Source organism: Microbulbifer pacificus (genome assembly GCF_033723955.1).
Lineage (GTDB): Bacteria > Pseudomonadota > Gammaproteobacteria > Pseudomonadales > Cellvibrionaceae > Microbulbifer > Microbulbifer pacificus.
This window is the reverse complement of the sequence record NZ_CP137555.1, coordinates 955197-979187: the sequence shown is the minus strand read 5'-3', so window position 1 is coordinate 979187 and position 23991 is coordinate 955197. Positions and strand designations below refer to the sequence as shown.

Below are 23991 nucleotides of genomic sequence, written 5' to 3'. Positions count from 1 at the left end.
AAAGCAGATGTAAAAAAGCCGGCAGAATTGCCGGCTTTTTTATTTCAGGATGTGATTTGAGCGGTGCGCTGAATTATTGCTTCGGCGCCGCAACTCCCATCTCTTCCAGCAGGTTATCCGCGTGGTCCACCTTCTCCATCACCCACAACATGTAGGCCACATCCACATGGATCGCGCGGGTGTTGTCGTTGAAGTCCCAGTCGGCATTGATGCTATCGTAGGTGCCATCGAACACCAGGCCGATCAGCTCACCCTTGCCGTTCATGGTGGCGGAGCCGGAGTTGCCGCCGGTGATGTCTACGGTACTCAGGAAGTTTACCGGCACCGAGCTCAGGCTCTCCTTGTAGAAACGGCCGTAGTCCTTGTTCTTGATGGCATCCAGCAGGGCCTGGGGTGCATCGAAGGGATCTTCACCTGTGTATTTGGCTTCAATACCGCGCAGCGTGGTGAAGGGCACAAAGCTGTCTTTACCATCGTTGCCATCGGCGGGGCCTTTGATGGTGCCGGCGGGTGGGGTGTAACCTTTCACCAGGCCGTAAGTGAGGCGCAGGGAGCTGTTGGCATCCGGGTAAACCGGTTTGCCCTGCTCGTTGTAGTACGCGATCAGCAGGTCCATGTATTTCGGCCGCACTTCCGCGAACTTGCCATCCATTGCCTTGTCTTTCTGCTCGATCGCAAAGCGGTCGTCATAGGTGGCTACCGCCAGTTTGATGAACGGATCGTCGCTCGCGCGGAATTCTTCCGGTGACTTTTCCATCCACGCCAGGCGGGTTTTGGTATCGGTGAGGCCGGTTTTTTCATACATGGCCGCGAGCTTCTGCTGTAGTGCATCACCGCTCAGGTCGCCAGCGAAATAACTGTCGAAACTCTCCAGGTGCTGATCCTGCGGCAGCGCGTTGTAGCGCTCGATAAAGTAGGTCCAGATGGACTGGTCCACCGTCGGCTCGAAGTTGCGCTCGATGCGCTGCAGGCTCTCGGTAAAGCGGGTCATGTCGCGCTCTTGATAGCCGGGCTCGCGCTCCATGTTCGGTTTCTGCTTTTCCAGGCTGAGGCGGTACAGGCGCTGTGCGGTGCTCAACATGGCAGAGCGGTTCATGTAGCCGAGCAGCAGGTCGCGTTCCTGGGTGGACTGTTGCTCACTGACCAGTTTCTGCAGATCACTGATCACGGAAGCGTATTTCTTGCTGGCTTCCGGATTGGCCTCAATCCACGCCTGCAGGTCCTTTTCCAGCTGCTGTTTGCGGGCGAGCAGATCGCTGCGGTTGTAGCCCTCCATCATGCCGGTAAAGTTTTTCGAGTAATTGTTGAGGCCTGCAACCAGGCTCGCGTATTTGAGCGCGGCGTCCTTGTTGTTTTCGGTGGCCTTGCCAATTACCTCGGACCATTCCGCCAGTACCTTCTGCATGGTGGGGTAGTACCAGCTGAAGTTGTTGCTGACTTCTTCCGCGGTGCGGTAGCGGTTGGTGCTGCCGGGGTAGCCGGCGACCATTACAAAATCACCTTCTTCCGGTCCCTTGGTGGCAACCTTCAGGAAGTGCTTGGGCTTGTAGGGCACGTTGTCTTTGGAAAAGTCGGCGGGCTTGCCTTCCGGGCTCACATAGGCGCGCAGGAAGGAGTAGTCGCCGGTGTGGCGGGGCCACATCCAGTTGTCGATGTCGCCACCGAATTTGCCGATGGAGGCGGCCGGTGCGTGCACCAGGCGCACGTCGCGGATTGCCAGCTGCTTGATCAGGTAATAGCTGGCGCCGCCGTAGTAGCTGTACACCTCACAGCGGTGGCCGGGATCGGATTCACAGTCTGCGACCAGTGCTTTCTCCGCATCTTCAATGGCCTTGAAGCGAGTGGCGCCGTCCATGTCGTCGCTGAGCTTGCTGTTGATCTTGTCGGTGACTTCGTTCATGCCCACGGTGACATAGATACGTGAGCCGGGGGCCGCAGGCAGTTCTTCGTCCAGGGTTTTGGCGAGGAAGCCGTTGGTCAGCAGGTCGTTGTCTTCGGTGGAGTTGTACGAGATAGAACCGTAGGCGCAGTGGTGGTTGGTGGCCACCAGACCCTGTGGTGACACGAAGGACGCAGAGCAGCCGCCGAGGCTTACCACCGCATTCATCGGGAACTGGGTGAGATCCGTCATGGTCTTCGGGTCCAGCTCCAGGCCCAGGCTTTTCAGTTTGTCGCCAAGCTCGGGCAACTGGCGCGGCATCCACATACCCTCGGTGGATACATTGTCCGACATGCTGACGGTGGTGCTTTCCGTCGCCGTGGCAGGTGCACTGCTGGTGGGCGTATTGCTGTTATCTGCGGGCTTGCCGCAGGCGGTCAGCAGGGCAATGGTGAGCGCCAGCCCCGCTTTATGTATGAACTTGTTGTCGATCACTGTGATTCCTTGACTGTACGCAGGATTTAAATGCAGAGTTTAAAAATCATACGGCCACTATCTGCGGCCACGTGGCCCAGATGCTGCCACAGAATCAGGGAAGTAAGAATCCTTGCTGAGATCGTTGGCGCATCCATCGGGATAAGTCAGCCCACAGTGTAGAATGTGTGGCGAACCAAGTAGTTGATGTTGTGATGAAAAGCGGGGAGACGGTGATGTTTGAAAAACAGGATTTACTGGATATCGCCCGCACGCCCATGCCATTCGGAAAATATGCTGGCAAGCCTCTGATTGACCTGCCGGAAGAATATCTGTTGTGGTTTGCCAAAAAGGGCTTTCCCAACGGCAGGCTGGGTCATCTGATGGCAATGACACTGGAAATAAAGATTGAGGGGCTGGACGGGTTGATCAAACCGCTTAAAGCACAGTGAGCCCGCGATAGCGGGCCCACTGCCGAATAAATTTCCTGACCGTTAGCGCTCGTAAACGCGGCGGCCGCGACTGTCGTAGTAGTAGCGTTTTTTCTTCTCGCGGTCGTAGATCCAACCGCCGACACCACCGAGAACGGCCCCCACGGCGGTACCGCCAGGCCTACCACCGGAGATCAGTGCTCCGGTTACCGCGCCGACACCGATGCCGGTACCCACACGGCGGTCGGTATCGCTCATGCTGGCGCAGCCGGCGCTCGCCAGGGTCAGAACCAGCATGGATGTCATGCCGGTACGTTTGAGAGTCTGAAACTGCATAAAAACTCCATCCCAATAGGTTTGCACTGACGTTGCCAGAGGAGTGTATGGTGGGCCTGGCTACATCCCAACGACGCTGTTTCCCATTCGCAATCCCCAAGCATCCCAAGCGTTCAGCGAGCACATTTTCTTTGTGGTAACTGTGCAAAATATTTGGAGTGGACCCTGTCGACCCTATACTCGTAGTGTCCCGGGAAGACTCCCCCATCGCAGGACGAGGTGGAGTGCCAAGAAGAAGCGGTCCGTAACGGAGGCTGGACATGCCCGTAAATAGGCCCACAGCGGGTGACCACTGGTCGGAGTGTTGACTTCAGCGAGTGAAAAAGCGGGAAGTTTCAGTCAGCTTGATTGGGTAAAAGGGGCGAGCGGTCGATATTTATCGGCCGCTTTTCTTTTGGGGCTGCGAAATTCATTCAGCGCTGGTGAAGCGCGTCAGCGCCGGGCCATACGCAAACTATTGCGCCAGAATCACATCATCCTGTGTGACTCACCTCTCAAGACTGCCTCAGGGGGCTGGTCAAGGCTATCGGAGGCAGAGTATCGTGAAAGCCTGATGACACCGCTGTCATATTTTTATTAAAAATGACAGCGGTGTCATTGGCCCGGGCCACAGACGGGCACCAGAGGTACCTGTTCGACGAAACAGACAAGAAGTACCGGCATGGAGATGTAGCTGAATGCCGTTCAATCGGGGGCAGCGAAGCCCGTTGAGGTAAGACGGAACACACACTCCGCTGCCCTCATTGATATCGATCCTGATTAATAAAAGATAACGACAAGGTGAAAATCAATGAAAGGGCTCACACCCAGCCACTGGCGCCGCGCACTGTTAGCACTCGGCCTTGCCAGTTCCTCCGCCATCGCCGCACCCGGCGCCCCCACCATCGACTGGATGGAAACCAGCTTCGCCGTCATCGAAGTGGACGATGCAGCCACTGCCTACGAGCAGCTGATCACCATCAACGACTATGCGGAAGTTCCGGTTGCCTGGTCCAAATGGTCCGGTGATGCCGCAACCTCTGCCCAGTACCTGCTGAATGGCCAGGTAGTGCTCGAGCAGAGCATCAGCGGCGGCGCCACCCAGACTGGCAGTGCCACTCTGCAAGTCGCCGATGGTGGCCAGTACCAGCTGCAGGTTGCCCTGTGCAATGACGACGGTTGCGCGACTTCCGCTGCAGTCGACATTGTGGTTGCCGATACCGACGGCAGTCACCTGGATCCGATCACCCTCACTGCGGGTGAAAACAATCAGCCGTACACCAACACCAGCGGTTCCGTGGTGGGTACCTACTTCGTGGAGTGGGGCGTTTACGGGCGCAAGTTCTCTGTGGACATGATCCCGGCCTACAACCTGACCCACATCATTTACGGCTTTGTGCCGATCTGTGGTGGCGACGGTATCAATGACAGCCTGAAAGAAATTGAAGGCAGCTTTGCCGCACTGCAGCGTTCCTGCTCCGGCCGTGAAGACTTCAAAGTATCGCTGCACGATCCATTTGCCGCAGTGCAGAAATCCCAGAACGGACAGACCTATTCCGATCCCTACAAGGGTAACTTCGGCCAGTTGATGGCACTGAAGCAGGCCTACCCGCACCTGAAAATCCTGCCGTCCATCGGCGGCTGGACCCTGTCCGATCCCTTCTACTTCTTCGGCGATGCGGCCAAGCGCAAAACCTTCGTGGACTCGGTGGAAGAATTTATCCGCACCTGGAAATTCTTCGACGGTGTGGATATCGACTGGGAATATCCGGGCGGCCAGGGCGCCAACCCGAGCCTGGGTGATGCTGCGACCGACGGTGAAACCTATCGCCTGTTGATGCGCGACCTGCGCGCGATGCTGGACAGGGTTGAGCAGGATACCGGTCGCGAGTACGAGCTGACCTCTGCCATCGGTGCCGGCTCTGACAAGATCGAAGATGTGGACTACCTCGCGGTTCAGCAGTACATGGACTACTTCTTCGTGATGACCTACGACTTCTACGGCGGTTGGAGCAATGATGTCCTTGGTCACCAGACCGCACTGTACGCGCCGGCATGGCGACCGGATACCGATTACACCACCGACAACGGCATCCAGAATTTGCTCGGCCTCGGGGTTGATCCGGGCAAACTCGTCGTTGGTGCCGCCATGTACGGCCGCGGCTGGACTGGTGTTTCCGGCTGGACCGGCAGTGACCATATGACCGGCACCGCTACCGGCAAGGTAGCCGGCACCTGGGAAGCGGGTGTGGTGGACTACCGCGACATCGTTGCGCGCCTTGCCACCGGACAGTGGCAGGAGTACTACGACGCGACTGCCGAAGCACCCTACATCTTCAAGCCGGATACCGGCGACCTGATCACCTATGACAACCACCGCTCGGTACTGGCCAAGGGCGCCTACGTGCAGTCCAAAGGCCTGGCCGGTCTGTTCTCCTGGGAGATCGACGCGGACAACGGTGACATCCTCAACGCCATGCACGAGAGCCTTGGCCATGGCGACGGCCCGGGCAATCGCTCCCCGATCGCGCGTGCCGGTGGCGACCAGAGCGTGGACAGCGATGCCGTGGTGACCCTGAATGGCAGTACCTCCAGTGACCCAGACGGCGACCCGCTGACCTACAGCTGGACCCAGGTATCCGGTCCCGCGGTTAGCCTGCAGAACGCCACCAGCGCGTCTGCCAGCTTCACCGCGCCGAGCGTTACTGCCGATGCGGAACTGGTGTTTGAGCTGACCGTCACCGATCCAAGTCTTGCCAGCGACACCGACCTGGTGACAGTGACCGTCGTGGCCCCCCAACAAAACCGTGCCCCCAGCGCCAATGCCGGTGCCGACCAGATGGTGGTAACTCCGTCTACCGTCACCCTGAACGGCAGTGGCTCCAGCGATCCCGATGGTGATTCGCTGAGCTACAGCTGGACCCAGCTCAGCGGTACCCCCGTTACCCTGAGCAGCGCGACGGCGGTTAACCCGAGCTTCTCCGCCGCGCAGGTGAGCGCCGAAGAAGAGCTGGTGTTCGAGCTGAGCGTAAGCGACGGCGCCCTGAGTGACGATACCCCGGATCAGGTCAGCATCTTCCTGTTGCCCGACAACACCGCGCCGGAAGTGACCCTGCCGGGTGCGATCACTGTCGTTGAAGGGGAAAGCTTCACCGTAGCCGCCACCGGTACCGATGCCGACGGCGATGTGCTGAGCTACACCTGGTCCGGCATGGCCACAGGCACCGGAGCCTCCATTGCCATCACCGCCCCCCAGGTGAGTGCGGACTCTGTGTTCGATCTGACCGTCACCGTCAGCGATGGCATCGACAGCGCGAGTGCGACTGTCCCGGTTACCGTGACCAACGTACCGGACGACAACGAGTGCAGCGCCACCGATCCGAACGCCGGCAGCTACCCCGCCTGGCAATCCGGCAGCACCTATCTCGGTGGCAACAAGGTGAGCCATCAGGATCTGGTGTGGGAAGCCAAGTACTGGACCCAGCAGGAGCCGGGATTCACTTCCGCCGACTGGAAACTGTTCAGCAGCGTGGAAACCCCGTGGAATACCAGCACTGCCTACAGCGGTGGTGCCGAAGTGAACCACGAAGGCACGCGTTACCGTGCCCAGTGGTGGACCCAGGGCGACGAGCCCGGCGTGAACAGCGTGTGGGTGGCAATCGGACCCGCAACCTGCAACTAAGCAGTAATGCAAACAACAGAGGGCGCAATCGCGCCCTCTGTCTTTTTCCTTTCTTTTTGTTCCGAACTAATAACGCGAATAAAGGAATTCAACATGAAAAAAAGTCTGTTGGGCATTGTCGCCCTGGGACTGCTTTCCATGGAGGCCGCTGCCGTAGATTGCAGTGCGCGCCCCAACTGGGAGAGCAGTGCGATCTATGTGGGCGGCAACGCCGTTCAGCATCTGGGTAACGGCTATACGGCCAACTACTGGACCCAGAACAACAATCCGGCCACCAACTCCGGCACCTGGGCTTACTGGAAATACGATGGCGCCTGTGACGGCAGTTCCTCCAGCTCCTCGTCCAGTTCTTCCAGTTCCTCCTCGAGCTCCTCCAGTTCATCCTCTTCGAGCTCCTCGTCCAGCTCGTCTTCCTCCTCCAGTTCAGGCGGTGGATCCGGCGGCGGTTCCTGCACTTCACTGCAGTATGTTGCCGGTACCAGCTATGCGGCCGGCCAGCAGGTGCAGAATGTGGGGCTGGAATTCCAGTGCAATATTGCCGGCTGGTGCTCTTCAAGTGCCGCCTGGGCCTATGAGCCCGGCGTCGGCGCCCACTGGCAGGATGCGTGGAGCCAGGTAGGTGACTGCGGCTCCTCCAGCTCCTCTTCCAGCAGCAGCGGTTCCAGCTCTTCTTCCGGCTCCTCTTCCGGCAGCGGTTCCTCCGGCAGTTCTTCTGGCGGCAGCTCTTCAGGAGGTAACAGCGGCCTGCTGCCAAAGCACGCACTGGTGGGTTACTGGCACAATTTCAACAACGGTTCCGGTCTGTACCGCATTGCTGAAGTGTCCGATGTGTGGGATGTGATTGTGGTGGCCTTCGCGGAGGATGCGGGCAACGGCAGCGTTGCGTTCACTCTCGATGCGGGTCTCGACAAGCAGCAGTTTATTGCCGACGTCGCCGCCAAACGCGCCGCCGGCAAGATTGTGATCCTGTCTTTCGGCGGTGAGAAAGGCACCGTTACCCTGAATACCGACAGCAACGTGGCCAACTTCGTCAACAGCACAGCGGCAATCATCGACGAGTACGGCTTTGACGGCATCGACATTGACCTGGAATCCGGCGCTGGCGTCATGCACGGTGCACCGGTGATCCAGAACATGGTGACGGCGGTCAAGCAGCTGAAGCAGAGCTATCCCAATATGTACCTGTCCATGGCACCGGAGCATCCCTATGTGCAGGGCGGCTATGTGTCCTACACCGGTATCTGGGGTGCCTACCTGCCGATGATCGACCAGCTGCGCAATGAGCTGGATCTGCTGCACGTGCAGCTGTACAACAACGGCGGTCTCTCCACACCCTACAATGGCTCGGCCTATGCGGCGGGCTCGGTGGACATGATGGTGTCGTCCGCGCTGATGCTGATCGAGGGCTTCCCGCTCGGTTACGGCAGCGCGGGCTTCTTTGAAGGGCTGCGTCCGGATCAGGTCGGCCTGGCACTGCCTTCCGGCCCGAAAGCCGCCGGCAGTGGCTTTGCCACCACTGCGGATATCAACCGTGCGCTGGACTGCCTGACCCAGCAGCTGAACTGCGCCACCCTGACCCCGAGCCAGGCTTACCCCACCTTCAACGGTGTGATGACCTGGTCCATCAACTGGGACATGAATGACGGCGGCATCTTCTCGGGCCCTGTCGGCAGTCACGTACACAACCTGCCTTAACATTTTCCGTTATCAAATAACGGCAATACAAAATGCCGGGCAGCGACTATTCGTTGCCCGGTATTTTTTTCTTAACCCCTCCAAATTTTTCCCCGTCAAATTTCGCTCGCCATACGGATTCACTGAAATGGTGCAGCCATTGTTCAGTTCGCACGCGGTTGCCCCATTTGCGTACGGCTACAAACCCGACTGTTACAGAGTGTTACAAAACGCCAGCTTCAGTGCGAATTGGCTCCAAGTTTTGGGCACTGCAAGTTTGTAACACTTGTGGAGTGTTGAACCGTATGGGGCCGCCATGACCTGGCTCCGGAAAAACCATAAATACACTTCACATCTTTAACCCGCGGACATCGCGGTTTTTTTCGGCTGTGATCAAAAAAATAATCCAATAAATTTGAGAAACCCTATGAAGAAAGTATTCGGAATGCGCCGCATCGCTGCGGCGGTTCTCGCTCTTTCCGGCGGTCTCGGGGCAGTGCCGGGTATCGCTCAGGAGCTGAGTGCAGAAACTTCGCCCGGAGAAGTGACCTTTACCCTGATTACCGGGGATAAAGTTTCCGCCGTGGTCAAAAATGACGGGGAGCTGGCGGGTATCCGGCTTCTCGGGGAAGACGGTACCGAAGCCATCACCAGCATTTACCAGTATGGAAGCGACGTCTATGTAGTACCGGCGAAGGCGCGGGCACTGGTAGACGCAAAAGCGGTGGATCTGGAGCTGTTCAATATCAACAAGCTGTTCCAGAGTGGCTATGACGACGGATCCACCAGCAAGCTGCCGGTCATCGTCGAATACACCGACGGAATTCTGGCCGGCGCGGCGACGCCGGAAGTGCTCGACGGTATGTCCCTGACCGGTGAAATCGAAATCATCGACAGCGCGAGCTTCGGTATTGAAAAGGACAAGGCTGCGGAACTCTGGTCGAAGTTGACCGCCGACAGCCGTGTTGAAGGCGTCTGGCTGGACGCCGTGCTGCACGCGCACAAGACTTCCGTATCCGCAGCCCTCATTCCAACCGTGCCGCTGACCGGCGCACGCGGTACTTACGCAGCCAACTTCAGCGGTGAAGGTGTCACGGTTGCGGTACTGGATACCGGTTACGACGTAGAGCATGCCGATCTCGCCGGCCAGGTAGTGGCCGCCAAGGATTTCACTTACGCGCGCAATGGCGTGGACGACCTGAATGGCCACGGCACCCACGTTGCCACCACCATTGCCGGCACCGGCCATGAGTCAAACGGGCTCTGGACCGGCATGGCGCCGGGCACCAAGTTGATTATCGGCAAGGTGCTGGGCAATACCGGCGGCGGTTCCACCACCGGCATCATGAACGGCATGCTGTGGGCGGTAAATCAGGGTGCCGATGTGGTGAGCATGTCTCTCGGCGGTAGTGCGACCACCTGCAGCGGTCCCATGGTGGAGCTGGTCGAGGCCCTGAGTGACAAGGCGCTGTTCGTAATTTCCGCGGGCAACAGTTTTACCCGCGAAACCGTCGGCTCTCCCGGATGTGCCCCCAGCGCGCTGACCGTTGCCGCCATTGACCGCGAAAACCAGACTGCGGTTTTCTCTTCCCGCGGTCCGTCTCCCGACGGTCACTCCGCCAAACCGGATATTGCCTCCCAGGGCGTCGAAGTGGTTGCCGCCGCAGCCGGTGGTTTTGGTGAGTCTGGCTACGTTGCGATGTCTGGCACCTCCATGGCCGCGCCGCACGTATCCGGTGGTGCGGCCATTCTCAAACAGGCGCGCCCTGAACTCTCTCCCCGCCAGCTGAAAAAAGTGCTCACCTCTTCCGTGGCTCTGAGCGATGCCCATGTGCTGGAGCAGGGCGCAGGTCCCATGGACGTCAATGAAGCCGTGGTACAGGCGGTGGTGGCAGAGCCCAATGCCGAACTCGGCTTTTTCAGCGGTGCGCCGAATTACAAATTCACCGAGACCTCGGTGACCCTGGAAAACCTCAGTGACAAGGCCCGCACCTACAAGCTGAAGCTGGACCTGATCGGTGAGGACGGTTCCACCGAACTGCCCGCAACCCTGGCGGGCCTGGGGGTGAAATCCATTACCGTGCCTGCCAACAGTTCTGTTCAGGTTCCGGTATGGGTAGATCCGGAGGTGGGGCTGCGCAGTGGCGCCTACGGTGCGATCACCGGTCGCATTGTTGGCACCGACACCGGTAACAGCGACGAACGTATTACCGTGCCGGTTTCGTTCTGGATTGACCAGCCCAAGGTCAAGCTGAGCTTTAGCGTTACCGATCACCGCGGTAAACCCGCAACCTCTCCGTCTAAAATCTATCTGATGAACGAGGAGGATGACTGGGGCCAGTACGTTGCGATTAACAACGGTATTGCGAGCGTTAATGTGCCGGAAGGCGATTACAGCATCGTTGCCAATATCATGACCTACGACACCGATAGCGCCTTCGGTGGCCTGGTGGAATCCGCCGCGCAGATGGCCGTGCTGCGCCGCAAGGTAGCGAGCGATTCCCATATCGACTTCGACGCTCGCACTGCGGAAAAAGTGGAATTCAAAGCCGACAAACCACTGGCACCACAGGGCTATTCCTTCGGTTTCACCTACGCACTGGACGATGCCAAGCAGGCCAAGCTGGCGGCGATCGAGCTGGCCCCGGATTACGTCAAGGACTTCTATTCCTGGTCCCAGGGTCACGACGACCGCTTCCGCTCCTTCGTTACCACCCGTGCCATCGCGCCGGAAACCGTAATGAAAATGCAAAACGGTGAAGTGCTGGATTATGTAAACCAGGGGCTGGCGCTCGGCTTCCACGGTGAAGGCAGTGCGGAACTCGTTCCGGTGGGTGACGCGGGTTACACCACCGATTGGACGCAGTTTGATCTGGACGGAAAAATCGCGTTGATTTCCAACCCCTATTACCTGACCTCGTACATGGTGGCAAACGCCATGAAATACGGCGCTATCGGTGTGATTGGCTATCGCCCGGGCACCAGTGGACGCTATAAAACCAGCATTTCCGGTACTCCGAAAATCCCGGTGGTGATGCTGAGCGCCGAGCAGGGCGCGCGTCTTCACGCGGAAGTGGAGGCTGGGAACAACCGTGTCAGCTGGTCCGGTATTGCGGCAGAGCGTACGCCCTACGCCTACTCCATCAATCACATCACCGATGGTCATATTGATGGCGGGCTGGTGCGTATCCACGAAGACCAGATGTACAAAATCACCGCCAGTTATCACGCGCAAGGCAGTGAAGCGCCGGTGTGGACCGACGTGATGGGCATGACCAACAGCACCGGTGAGTTTTACTCTACCGGCAGCCCGCAGATGATCATGGCTCCGGTGGAGCGTGAGGAGTTCTACACCGCGACCAGCAAAAATGCCTGGACAAATATTGTCATGCCGCATCAGCAACTCAGCACTAACGGTGGCTACTTCGATGGCCCGCGCCTGATGACCGCGGGTGGCGAGGAGCGCACCAGCTGGTTCAAGGGACCGCGTGGCGGTACCCTGCTGACCAGCGGCTCCCCGATTGCCTACCGCTCCACCAACACGCTGCAATTCAGCATCCCCGCATTCGGTGATGCGTCTGGCCACGATGCAACCGGTGGATATAACGGGATGGGTGCCTATGGTATTACCGTCAATGGGCAGTCCCAGTACCTCGATGGTGGCATCCTCACGGTTCCGGACGCTGCCACCGAAATCGGGCTGGAGATCCGTTACTACCCGCGCGGTGTCGGCGAGCGTTCCCCGGTCAAGGATAAGCTCGGCTCCTTCTATCAGGGCAAATACAGCTTCGCTACTGACAGCGCTAAGCAGGGGGCACAGCCAATCCTGGTGCCGGTAGTCGACCTTCCGGTGGACACCATGAACTCTGCGCCGGCCGGCGAGCCGATGGAGATCAAGCTGTCGGCGGTGATGGACAGACTCGGCGAAGTCGATCTGGCTTCCGTTTCCCTGCAGTACGGTTACGGGCAGGAATGTGTGCTGAGCGATGTTCCCGCCTATGTCTACTGCCCGGTTAGCGACAAGTTCTCATCCAGCAACTGGGTGGATGCGGAGATCAAGCAGGTGGGCGGCGAGTGGGTGGCAACTGTCCCCAATGACGCCGAAGCCGGCGAGTTTGTGCACCTGCGGGTCAGCATGACCGGCAGCGAGGGCAGTCACACCGAGCAGGTCACCATGCGTACCTACATGCTTCGGTAACGGGTAACCCGTAACGAGCACATGATTAAAAACCGCTAGCAGCCCGGCTGTTAGCGGTTTTTTTTACGCCGGCAGAAAATTGAGGCACAAAAAAACCCGGCGAGTGCCGGGTTTTTTTGTGCTCTGGCAGAGTCCGAATTAACGGTCTTGGGGAGCAACGTAGTCGCGCGAGGGGTAGCCGGTGTACAGCTGACGCGGACGGCCGATCTTGTACGGGTTGGAGATCATCTCGTTCCAGTGCGCGATCCAGCCCGCGGTGCGGCCGGTGGCGAAAATCACGGTGAACATGTCGGTGGGGATACCGATGGCCTTCATGATGATGCCGGAGTAGAAGTCCACGTTCGGGTAGAGTTTCTTCTCAACGAAGTACTCGTCTTCCAGAGCGATCTTCTCGAGCTTCTTGGCGATGCGCAGCAGCGGATCGTTCTCGGCACCCATGGCGCCCAGTACTTCGTCGCAGATGCCCTGCATGACGCGGGAGCGCGGGTCGAAGTTCTTGTATACGCGGTGGCCGAAGCCCATCAGGCGGAACGGATCGTTCTTGTCCTTGGCCTTGGCGACGTATTCGTCGATACGGCTCTCGTCACCGATCTCTTCCAGCATGTTCAGAACCGCTTCGTTGGCACCGCCGTGCGCCGGTCCCCACAGGGTAGCGATACCGGAGGAGATACAGGCGAAGGGGTTGGCGCCGGAGGAGCCGGCCAGACGCACGGTGGAGGTAGAAGCATTCTGCTCGTGGTCCGCGTGCAGCAGGAAGATCACGTCCATGGCCTTGGCCACAATCGGGTCGATCTTGCTAGGCTCACAAGGGGTGCCGAACATCATGTGCAGGAAGTTCTCGGAGTAGCTGAGGCTGTTGTCCGGATACATGAACGGCTGGCCCTTGCTGTGCTTGTAGCACATGGCGGCCAGGGTCGGCATCTTGGCGATCAGGCGGTCAGCGGAGATCTTGCGGTGTTCGGGGTCGGTGATGTCGAGGGAGTCGTGGTAGAAAGAGGCGAGGGCGCCGACAACGCCACACATCATGGCCATCGGGTGGGCGTCGTAACGGAAGCCCTTGAAGAAGTTGACCAGGGATTCATGGACCATGGTGTGGTTCATGATGCCGCTGACGTATTCCTTCTTCTGCTCGACGGTGGGCAGTTCACCGTTCATCAGCAGGTAGCAGGTTTCCAGGTAGTCGGATTTTTCCGCCAGCTGCTCGATGGGGTAGCCGCGGTGCAGCAGTACACCCTTGGCGCCGTCGATATAGGTGATCTTGGACTCGCAGGAGGCAGTGGACATAAAGCCCGGGTCGAACGTAAACAGACCTTTGCTTGCCAGGCTGCTGATATCGACAACGTCGGGACCGACGGTACCGGAATAGACCGGCAGGTCGAGAGAGGCGTCGATACCGTCGACCGTGAGTTGAGCTTTCTTGTCGGACATTGTGGACTCCTAAAAACTATTCTGTTGCCAGCTTTTTTATTTCCACACAAATCACTGAATTGCTTCAGGGATTTAACGGCCCGGGAGGGGCGCGCTCCGCGCTCATCTGTGATCACCTTTTTATGGCAAGGCGTATCACAGCGTTGTCTGTGCACAGGCAAAACCCGGAAAGTGCCGGATTCTGCGGGCTCGGAGGGCCTTCTTTGGCGGCATCCGGACGCGGATATGGGGCTAGCGGGCTTTTGAGCGCGGCCAAACTTAAGTGCCGCGCCTGAAATTGTCAAACCAAATCGGATGGACTGGTCGCATCGCACGCCGCAGGATCTGTTGTACTCTGCCCAGGTGGCAGGGAATTTGCCTGTAGGGGCTGGGGTTATGGCGTGTAAATTCGGCTCGGCCACCGGGAGGATGAAATAGGCGATTCATACCTTGGTCGGTGGTGTGGCGCGGATTGCTACTGTTATAAAGCCGTCCCCAAGGGGCCGTGGTTCGTTGTGTTTTGAATTTTGAATGCCTATAATCCGCGCGGCTTGCGCCGTGGTAAGGCCACTTTGTACAAGATCTCTACGGGTTGTGTAACGAGTGATCAGCAAGCTCGCCCGAGCCACACAAAATTAACGGGCGCCCCGTCTTTCAGGGCAACAAGGTGTTTTTCCTGTGAAAAAAAACAGACCTGTCAATTTAGACATTTCTACTATCAAGCTCCCTGCACCAGCGTTGGTTTCTATTCTGCACCGTGTTTCCGGTGTGGTGCTCTTCGCTGTGGTTGCACTTCTTCTGTGCATGCTGGACTCCAGTCTGGAATCTGAGCAGGGTTTCCACAAAGTAGCAGAGTTTTTTACCAGTGTTCCGGCAAAGCTCGTTCTGTGGGCTTCACTCGCTGCACTCATTTATCACCTGATCGCCGGTGTGCGTCACCTGATCATGGATATGGGCATTGGTGAGAGCCTGGAGGGTGGCCGCCGCGGTGCGATCATCGTGCTGGTACTTTCTGTTGTGCTCATTCTGCTGGCGGGGGTCCTGATATGGTAAAGGCAGTTACAGGTTTCGGTCGTAGCGGTCTGTACGACTGGTTCATTCAGCGCATCAGTGCCGTAGTGCTGGTGGCTTATACCCTCTTTATTGTTGGGTTCATTTTTCTCTCCAAAGATTTCGGCTACGCCAGCTGGTCTGCTCTGTTCGAGCAGCGCTGGGTCCGCGTTTTCAGCCTGGTCGCTCTGATCTCCACAATTGCTCACGCCTGGATCGGTCTCTGGTCCGTGGTAACCGACTACCTCACCAACCGCATGATGGGTGGCAAAGCTACCGTACTGCGCATTCTGGTAGAGGTGCTGTTGGGCGCTGTAGCCGTGTTCTACGCGGTGTGGGGCATTGAAATTCTGTGGGGTGTGTAAGACATGTCGAATATGCGAACAATTACCTTTGACGGTATCGTAGTTGGCGGCGGCGGCGCGGGTATGCGCGCTGCGCTGCAGATGGCCCAGTCCGGTTTCAAGACTGCGGTGATCACCAAAGTATTCCCGACCCGTTCGCACACGGTATCTGCCCAGGGCGGTATCACCTGTGCGATTGCCAGCGATGACCCCAACGACGATTGGCGCTGGCACATGTACGACACCGTCAAGGGCTCCGACTATATCGGTGACCAGGACGCGATCGAGTACATGTGTTCTGTAGGCCCGGAAGCCGTGTTCGAACTGGAGCACATGGGTCTGCCGTTCTCCCGTACCAAAGAAGGCCGCATCTACCAGCGTCCGTTCGGTGGCCAGTCCAAGGACTACGGCCGCGGCGGCCAGGCTGCGCGCACCTGCGCGGCAGCGGACCGTACCGGTCACGCCCTGCTGCACACCCTGTATCAGAACAACGTCAAGCACAATACCGTTTTCCTGAACGAGTGGTTCGCGGTAGACCTGGTGAAGAACCAGGACGGCGCGGTTGTGGGTGTTATCGCCATCTGTATTGAAGATGGCGAAGTGGTATTCATCAAATCCAAGGCGACCGTGCTCGCTACCGGTGGCGCCGGCCGTATTTTCGCGTCCACCACCAACGCGCACATCAACACCGGTGACGGCGTGGGCATGGCCCTGCGCGCGGGTGTGCCGGTGCAGGATATTGAAATGTGGCAGTTCCACCCCACCGGTATCGCCGGTGCCGGGGTACTGGTCACCGAAGGTTGTCGCGGTGAAGGCGGCTACCTGATCAACAAGGACGGCGAGCGTTTCATGGAGCGCTACGCGCCCAACGCCAAAGACCTGGCGTCCCGCGACGTGGTTGCCCGCTCCATGGTGCTGGAAATCCTCGACGGCCGCGGTGCCGGTCCGAATGCCGACCACGTGTTCCTGAAGCTGGATCACCTGGGAGAAGAACTGTTGCACAGCCGCCTGCCGGGCATCTGTGAACTGGCCAAGACCTTTGCCCACGTGGACCCGGTCAAGGCGCCGATCCCGGTTGTTCCGACCTGTCACTACATGATGGGCGGTATCCCGACCAACATTCACGGCCAGGCCCTGACCCAGGACGCCTCCGGTAACGACCAGGTCGTTGAAGGCCTCTTCGCCTGTGGTGAAGTTGCGTGTGTATCCGTACACGGCGCCAACCGCCTGGGCGGCAACTCCCTGCTGGACCTGGTGGTGTTCGGTCGCGCTTCCGGCCTGTTCATCGAGAAGGCCCTGCGCGAAGGTATCGAAGCCCGCGAAGCGAGCGATTCCGATATCGAAGCGGCGATGTCTCGCCTCAACCGTCTGGAAACCACCAACAACGGTGAGAAAGCGGCTGATCTGCGCACCGAGCTGCAGAACGTGATGCAGAACCACTTCGGTGTATTCCGTCGCGGCGATTACATGGCCGAGGGCGTGAAGAAACTGGAAAACCTGCGCGAGCGCATCGCCAACGTGCGCCTGGACGACAAGTCCCGCGCGTTCAACACCGCGCGTATCGAAGCGCTGGAGTTGCAAAACCTGCTGGAAGTGGCAGAAGCCACCGCGATCGCTGCGGAAGTCCGCACCGAGAGCCGCGGCGCCCACGCCCGCGAAGACTTCCAGGAGCGCGACGACGAAAACTGGCTGTGCCACTCCATGTTCTTCCCGGCGGAGAAGCGTGTGGGCAAGCGTGCGGTTAACTTTGCGCCCAACACCGTGCCAGCTTTCGAGCCGAAAGCGCGTACCTATTAATTCGGGAGCGGAAAGAAAATGTTGAAAGTAAGCATCTACCGTTACAACCCGGAAACCGATTCTGCACCCTACATGCAGGATTACGAACTGGACACTCAGGGCAAGGACCTGATGGTGCTGGACGTACTGGAGCTGTTGAAGGCCCAGGATCCGTCGCTGGCATTCCGTCGCTCCTGCCGTGAGGGTGTGTGTGGTTCCGACGGTATGAATATTTCCGGCAAGAATGGCCTTGCCTGTGTCATGCCGATCTCCCAGGCTGCCCCCAAGGGCAAGCTGGTACTGCGTCCGCTGCCCGGCCTGCCGGTGATCCGCGACCTGGTGGTGGATATGGAGCAGTTCTACACCCAGTACAAGAAGATCGAACCTTACCTGCAGAACAGCTCCCCGGCTCCGGCCATCGAGCGCCTGCAGACACCGGAAGAGCGTGAAAAGCTGGATGGCCTGTACGAGTGTATTCTCTGCGCCTGCTGTTCCACTGCGTGTCCGTCTTTCTGGTGGAATCCCGACAAGTTCATCGGCCCCGCGGGCCTGCTGCAGGCTTACCGCTTCCTGGCGGACAGCCGCGATACCGCGACCGACGAGCGCCTCGGCAAACTGGATGATCCCTTCAGCGTGTTCCGCTGCCACGGTATCCAGAACTGTGTGAACGTGTGTCCGAAGGGTCTGAACCCCACTCGGGCCATCGGCCACATCCGCAATATGCTGATAACCCGCGCCGTATAGCGAATGCCCCGTTTACGGGGGTGTGGGTTACCCACCAAAAATAATCACAATTAGGCCGACAGCAGCGCAGGTGTCAGGCCTATACGAAAAAGGGGAGGTGTCTTATCAGCGCCTCCCCTTTTGTGAGTGAAAAGACAGGAAAGAGCGGCGCGGAATTTCAAGGGTGCGCGTCGTCAATTGAGGTAGGCATTAATGCACGAAAGCACTATGGAGGAGCTCTGGCGGACTTCGCACATCTCCGGTGGTAACGCCGGATACGTGGAAGACCTGTACGAGACCTATCTGCACGACCCCAGTGGTGTACCGGAAGAATGGCGCAGTTACTTTGACAGCCTGCCGCGCGTAAATGGTGGCGATGTCTCGCATGCTGCCATTCGTCAGCATTTCGAGCTGTTGGCGAAACACCGTACCCGCCCGCTGTCCGCCCCCGGCGCCGGCTCAGTGAATATTGAGCACGAGCGCAAGCAGATCAAAGTTCTGCAGCTGATCAACTCCTACCGCCACCGCGGCCACAAGAAGGCCACCCTCGACCCGCTGGGCTTGATGGCGCGCGAGCAGGTGCCGGATCTGCAACTGAATTACCACGGCCTCACCGAGGGCGATTTCGATACCACCTTCCAGACCGGCGACCTGTTCTTCGGCAAGGAAGAAGCCACCCTGCGCGAAATCGTTCAAGGCCTGGAGAAAACCTACTGCGGCACCCTAGGTGCGGAGATCATGCACCTGTCCAACCTGGACGAGCAGCAGTGGTTCCAGCAGCGCCTCGAGCGCAGCCAGTCCAAACCCAGCTTCGGCAACGACATCCGCGTCGAGATTCTGCAGCGCCTGTCTGCCGCGGAAGGTCTCGAGCGTCACCTGGACTCCAAATATCCGGGTACCAAGCGCTTCGGTGTGGAAGGTGGTGAGAGCCTGATTCCGCTGATGGACGCGCTGATCCGTCGCTCCGGTACCTACGGTGTGAAGGAAGTGGTGATCGGTATGGCCCACCGCGGCCGTCTGAACACCCTGGTCAACATCCTGGGTAAAAACCCGGCGGACCTGTTCGAAGAGTTCGAAGGCAAGAGAACCCTCGACACCTCCGGTGACGTTAAGTACCACCAGGGCTTCTCTTCCAACGTGATGACCCCCGGTGGCGAAGTGCACCTGGCGCTGGCCTTCAACCCCTCGCACCTGGAAATCTGTGCGCCGGTAGTGGTGGGCTCCGTGCGCGCTCGTCAGGACCGCCGCGGCGATGCCACCGGCGAGAAGGTGATGCCGATCAACATCCACGGTGATGCGGCGTTCGCTGGTCAGGGCGTAGTGCAGGAAACCCTGCAGATGTCCCAGACCCGCGGTTACTACACCGGCGGTTCCATTCACCTGGTGCTCAACAACCAGGTGGGCTTCACCACCAGCAAGCGCGAAGACGCCCGCTCCACCGAGTACTGTACCGATGTGGCGAAGATGATCGACGCCCCGGTACTGCACGTGAACGGCGACGATCCGGAAGCGGTGGTGCTGGCCGGTCTGCTGGCGGTCGATTACCGCTACGAATTCAAGAAAGACATCGTCATCGACCTCGTGTGCTACCGCCGTCGCGGCCACAACGAGACCGACGACCCCTCCGGCACCCAGCCGCTGATGTACCAGGCGATCCGCAAGCAGAAGTCCACCCGTACCCTGTACGCGGAAAAGCTGGTGGCGGAAGCAATCCTGGACAAGGACGCGGCGGACGCGCTGGCAAATGAATACCGCGATAAGCTGGACCGCGGCGAAGACGTGGCCACCGGCCTCGTGAAAGAACCGGATTCCTCCATGTTCGTGGACTGGTCTCCGTACCTGAACCACGAGTGGACCGTGGAAGGCGACACCAGCTTCCCGCTGACCAAGCTGAAAGATGTGGCCAGCCGTATGACCACGGTGCCGGACGGCATCGTGATGCAGCGCCAGGTGGCCAAGATCTACGAAGACCGTCGCAAGATGGCCGGTGGTGGTCTGGAACTCAACTGGGGCATGGCAGAGACCCTGGCGTACGGCACGCTGCTGGAGCAGGGCTACATGATCCGCTTCACCGGTGAAGACGTTGGTCGCGGTACCTTCTCCCACCGCCACGCAGTGCTGCACAGCCAGAAAGACGGCCAGAGCTACACCCCGCTGAAGCACATGTTCGAGGGCCAGCCGCGTTTCGATATGTACGACTCGCTGCTGTCCGAGGAAGCGGTTCTGGCGTTCGAATACGGCTACGCCACCACCACCCCGAAATCCCTGGTGGTGTGGGAAGCCCAGTTCGGCGACTTCGCCAACGGTGCCCAGGTGGTGATCGACCAGTTCATCACTTCCGGTGAGCACAAGTGGGGCCGTATGTGCGGCCTGGTGATGCTGCTGCCGCACGGCTATGAAGGCCAGGGCCCGGAGCACTCCTCCGCGCGTCTCGAGCGCTTCATGCAGCTGTGTGCCGAGCACAATATCCAGGTGTGTAACGCCACCACTCCGGCGCAGATTTTCCACCTGCTGCGTCGTCAGGCAATCCGCCCGATGCGCCGCCCGCTGGTGATCATGAGCCCGAAGTGGATTCTGCGTCACAAGCTGGCTACCTCCACCCTGGACGAGCTGGCCAACGGCAAGTTCCACAATGTGATCCAGGATCAGGGTGTCGATCCCGCCAAGGTGAAACGACTGATCCTTTGTTCCGGCAAGGTTTACTACCATCTGCTGGAAGCGCGCATGGAGCGCGAGCAGGAGGACGTGGCATTCGTTCGTATCGAACAGCTGTACCCGTTCCCGGACGACGAATTCCTGGCCGCTGTGTCCGCATTCAAGAACATCGAGAGTGTGGCCTGGTGTCAGGAAGAACCGATGAACCAGGGCGCCTGGTACTCCAGCCAGCATCACCTGCGTCGCCTGTTGAAAGAGGCGCATCCGAAGCTGGAACTGGAATACGTCGGTCGCGCGGCATCTGCCGCACCGGCGGCGGGCTACATGTCCACGCACCTGGAAGAACAGAACAAGTTCATCAACGAGGCGCTGACTGTCATCTAAGGCAGCAGTACAACGAAGAGCAGGGTGTCGATGAGAATCTGGTTTCTCCGGCACCCCAGAGCAATCTCAGGAAACAGGAACAATGACCATCGAGATTAAAGCGCCAACTTTCCCGGAATCCGTTCAGGACGGCACTGTTGCCACCTGGCACAAACAACCGGGTGAAGCCGTGTCCCGCGATGAACTGATCGTGGATATTGAAACCGACAAAGTGGTGCTGGAAGTTGTTGCGCCGGCAGACGGCGTCCTCAGTGAAATCATCAAGGGCGAGGGTGAGACCATCCTGTCCAACGAAGTGATTGCCATTCTGACCGAAGGCGCCGCTGGCAGCACTGCTGCAGCAGCACCCGCCGCGGAAGCACCAGCGGCAGCGCCGGCTGCCGCCAGTGCTGAAAAAATTGCCATGCCGTCTGCCAAGAAAATGGCCGCCGAGAAAGGCGTTGACCTGGCCGGCGTTGAAGGCAGCGGTAAAGGCGGTCGCGTGCTGAAAGAAGACGTGATGAAAGCGGGCTCCGCACCGGCAGCTGCTGCTGCTCCGGCTGCGGCTGCGCAGGTTGTGGTTGCACCGGGCGAGCGCGTCGAGAAGCGCGTACCGATGACCCGTATGCGCAAGCGCATCGCCGAGCGTCTGCTGGATGCGTCCCAGTCCACCGCCATGCTCACTACCTTCAACGAAGTGAACATGAAGCCGATCATGGATCTGCGTGCGAACTACAAGGACCTGTTCGAGAAGACCCACAACGGCACCCGCCTGGGTTTCATGGGCTTCTTCGTAAAAGCCGCTGTGGAAGCGCTGAAGCGTTACTCCGCGGTGAACGCGTCCATCGACGGTGACGATATCGTTTACCACGGCTACCAGGACATCGGTGTAGCGGTTTCCTCGCCGAAAGGCCTGGTAGTACCGATCCTGCGCGGCGCCGAGAACATGGGTATCGCGGATATCGAAAACAACATCCGTGACATGGGCCTGCGTGCGCGCGACGGCAAGCTGTCCATCGAAGAGATGACCGGCGGTACCTTCACCATCACCAACGGTGGTGTGTTCGGTTCCCTGCTGTCCACCCCGATCCTGAACCCGCCGCAAACCGCCATCCTCGGTATGCACAAGATCCAGGATCGCCCGATGGCGGTAAACGGCAAGGTAGAAATCCTGCCGATGATGTACCTGGCTCTGTCTTACGACCACCGCCTGATCGACGGCAAGGAAGCGGTTGGCTTCCTGGTAGCGATCAAGGAAATGATCGAAGACCCGGCGCGCATCCTGCTGGAAGTGTAAGCGGTTCGAATATTGGAGATGGGGCGACTGCACTGGCGGTCGCCCTAATGAATGAGCCAGCCCGTCTGGCATCAGCGGCAACAAGACCGCCTCAGGGAATACCGGGCAGATCCCCGGTTTTGCGGTAAAAATCCGCATCCGTTGAATCCACTCAAATTTGGAACAGACCATGTCAGAAAAATTTGACGTAATCGTAATCGGCTCTGGCCCCGGCGGTTATGTGGCCGCAATCCGCGCAGCGCAGCTGGGTCTGAAAACTGCCTGTGTTGAAAAATGGGTCAACAAAGAAGGCAAGACCATCAACGGTGGTACTTGTCTGAACGTGGGCTGTATCCCCTCCAAGGCGCTGCTGGACAGCTCCTGGAAATACCACGAAGCGAAAGACGCTCTCGACGTGCACGGTATTGAAACCGGCAAGGTCAAGATCGACGTCAAGAAAATGATCGAGCGCAAAGACGGCGTGGTGAAGCAGATGTCTGGCGGTATCGCCGGTCTGTTCATGGCCAACAAAGTGACCTCCATCCAGGGTACCGGCAAGCTGCTGGCTGGCAAGAAAGTGGAAGTTACCGATAAAGACGGCAACGTCACCGTCTACGAAGCCGAGAACGTGATCCTGGCTTCCGGCTCTGTTCCGGTGAACATTCCGCCGGCGCCGGTAGACAACAAAATCATCGTCGACTCCACCGGTGCACTGGAATTCACCGACGTACCGAAGCGCCTGGGCGTAATCGGCGCGGGTGTAATCGGCCTGGAACTGGGCTCCGTATGGAACCGTCTGGGTGCCGACGTGGTTGTGCTGGAAGCCCTCGACAGCTTCCTGGCCATCATGGACCAGCAGATCGCCAAGGAATCCCAGAAGATCCTGAAAAAACAGGGTCTGGATATTCGCCTGTCCTGTCGCGTAACCGGCAGTGAAGTAAAGGGCAAGGAAGTTGTCGTTACCTACCAGGACAAGGAAGGTAACGAGCATCAGGAAACTTTCGACAAGCTGATCGTGTGCGTGGGCCGTCGCCCGTTCACCGAAGGCCTGTTGTCTGAAGACGCCGGTGTAAAACTGGACGAGCGCGGCTTCATCTACGTTAACGACCTGTGCATGACTTCTGCACCGGGCGTATGGGCGGTAGGTGACGTGGTGCGCGGCCCGATGCTGGCGCACAAGGCCTCAGAAGAAGGCGTTGTGGTTGCCGAGCGCATCGCTGGCCAGAAGCCGATGATGAACTACGACGTGATCCCGAACGTGATCTACACCCACCCGGAAATTGCCGCGGTAGGTCGTACCGAAGAGCAGGTTAAAGCGGACGGCGAACCCTACAATATCGGTGTTTTCCCGTTTGTTGCTTCCGGTCGTGCAGTCGCCGCGAACGAAACTGCGGGTATGGTAAAAATTATCGCGCATGCAGAAACCGATCGCGTACTGGGCGCCCACATTGTTGGCCCGTCTGCTGCCGATCTGGTGCAGCAGGTGGCGATTGCGATGGAATTCGGTTCCAGTGCGGAAGACATCGGCATGACCGTATTCGGTCACCCGACCCTGTCTGAAACCGTGAAGGAAGCGGCACTTGCGGTGAACGGCCACGCGATTCATATCGCCAACCGTAAAAAGCGCAAGTAAGCGATTCGCGATGTCGGGGCGGAAACTGAAACTTCCGCCCCGGTTTCATTTCAGAACCCTGAATTTGTAACGTTTTTTTGAAAACATCGGCAGCTTCAGGATTCTGTCTAA

14 protein-coding genes are annotated in these 23991 nt (G+C 58.8%); 11 read left to right on the top strand and 3 right to left on the bottom strand.

Translation table 11 applies throughout. From position 1 onward, the window contains the following. Positions 1-73: 73 nt before the first annotated feature. A complete protein-coding gene (locus tag R5R33_RS04425; protein WP_318954836.1) occupies positions 74-2374 on the bottom strand; it encodes a S46 family peptidase in 2301 nt (766 codons plus the stop codon). Positions 2375-2541: 167 nt separating this feature from the next. Between R5R33_RS04425 and R5R33_RS04420 the strand changes: the two genes are divergently transcribed. Next, positions 2542-2805, top strand: coding sequence for a DUF3820 family protein (locus R5R33_RS04420; protein WP_404810382.1), 264 nt, complete (start codon positions 2542-2544; stop codon positions 2803-2805). A gap of 42 nt (positions 2806-2847) precedes the next feature. Here the strand turns inward: R5R33_RS04420 and R5R33_RS04415 are convergent, their stop codons facing one another. Then, positions 2848-3120, bottom strand: coding sequence for a hypothetical protein (locus tag R5R33_RS04415; RefSeq protein ID WP_318954835.1), 273 nt, complete (start codon positions 3118-3120; stop codon positions 2848-2850). Between the two features lie 790 nt (positions 3121-3910). Between R5R33_RS04415 and R5R33_RS04410 the strand changes: the two genes are divergently transcribed. The 3 genes from R5R33_RS04410 to R5R33_RS04400 all read left to right on the top strand — a co-directional run bounded on the left by R5R33_RS04410 (position 3911) and on the right by R5R33_RS04400 (position 12653). After that, positions 3911-6781 carry a glycosyl hydrolase family 18 protein gene (locus tag R5R33_RS04410; protein WP_318954834.1) on the top strand — a complete coding sequence of 957 codons (2871 nt, stop codon included), beginning with the start codon at positions 3911-3913 and terminating at the stop codon, positions 6779-6781. 93 nt (positions 6782-6874) lie between these two features. After that, positions 6875-8476, top strand: a complete 1602-nt coding sequence (locus R5R33_RS04405; RefSeq protein WP_318954833.1) for a glycosyl hydrolase family 18 protein — start codon at positions 6875-6877, stop codon at positions 8474-8476. A 406-nt stretch (positions 8477-8882) separates the two neighbouring features. Then, the gene (locus R5R33_RS04400) at positions 8883-12653 is read left to right on the top strand and encodes a S8 family serine peptidase (protein ID WP_318954832.1); all 3771 of its coding nucleotides are present in this window, start codon (positions 8883-8885) and stop codon (positions 12651-12653) included. A 138-nt stretch (positions 12654-12791) separates the two neighbouring features. Here R5R33_RS04400 and gltA read toward each other — a convergent pair whose 3' ends face one another. Next, complete coding sequence (gltA, locus tag R5R33_RS04395; protein ID WP_318954831.1) at positions 12792-14081, bottom strand: citrate synthase; 1290 nt, start codon at positions 14079-14081, stop codon at positions 12792-12794. Between the two features lie 657 nt (positions 14082-14738). Here gltA and sdhC point away from each other — a divergent pair. The 7 genes from sdhC to lpdA all read left to right on the top strand — a co-directional run bounded on the left by sdhC (position 14739) and on the right by lpdA (position 23880). Then, complete coding sequence (sdhC, locus tag R5R33_RS04390) at positions 14739-15113, top strand: succinate dehydrogenase, cytochrome b556 subunit (RefSeq protein ID WP_318954830.1); 375 nt, start codon at positions 14739-14741, stop codon at positions 15111-15113. After that, positions 15107-15475 carry a succinate dehydrogenase, hydrophobic membrane anchor protein gene (gene sdhD / locus R5R33_RS04385; protein ID WP_226705010.1) on the top strand — a complete coding sequence of 123 codons (369 nt, stop codon included), beginning with the start codon at positions 15107-15109 and terminating at the stop codon, positions 15473-15475. The genes sdhC and sdhD overlap by 7 nt, the downstream gene beginning before the upstream one ends. Before the next feature lie 3 nt (positions 15476-15478). After that, entirely contained in the window at positions 15479-17251 is a 1773-nt protein-coding gene (gene sdhA, locus R5R33_RS04380; protein ID WP_318954829.1) for a succinate dehydrogenase flavoprotein subunit, read from the top strand. 18 nt (positions 17252-17269) lie between these two features. Beyond that, complete coding sequence (locus tag R5R33_RS04375; protein WP_318954828.1) at positions 17270-17974, top strand: succinate dehydrogenase iron-sulfur subunit; 705 nt, start codon at positions 17270-17272, stop codon at positions 17972-17974. 192 nt (positions 17975-18166) lie between these two features. Further along, positions 18167-20992, top strand: coding sequence for a 2-oxoglutarate dehydrogenase E1 component (locus tag R5R33_RS04370; protein ID WP_318954827.1), 2826 nt, complete (start codon positions 18167-18169; stop codon positions 20990-20992). A gap of 82 nt (positions 20993-21074) precedes the next feature. Then, complete coding sequence (gene odhB, locus R5R33_RS04365) at positions 21075-22268, top strand: 2-oxoglutarate dehydrogenase complex dihydrolipoyllysine-residue succinyltransferase (RefSeq protein WP_318954826.1); 1194 nt, start codon at positions 21075-21077, stop codon at positions 22266-22268. 169 nt (positions 22269-22437) lie between these two features. Further along, positions 22438-23880, top strand: a complete 1443-nt coding sequence (gene lpdA, locus R5R33_RS04360; protein ID WP_318954825.1) for a dihydrolipoyl dehydrogenase — start codon at positions 22438-22440, stop codon at positions 23878-23880. Positions 23881-23991: the final 111 nt, after the last annotated feature.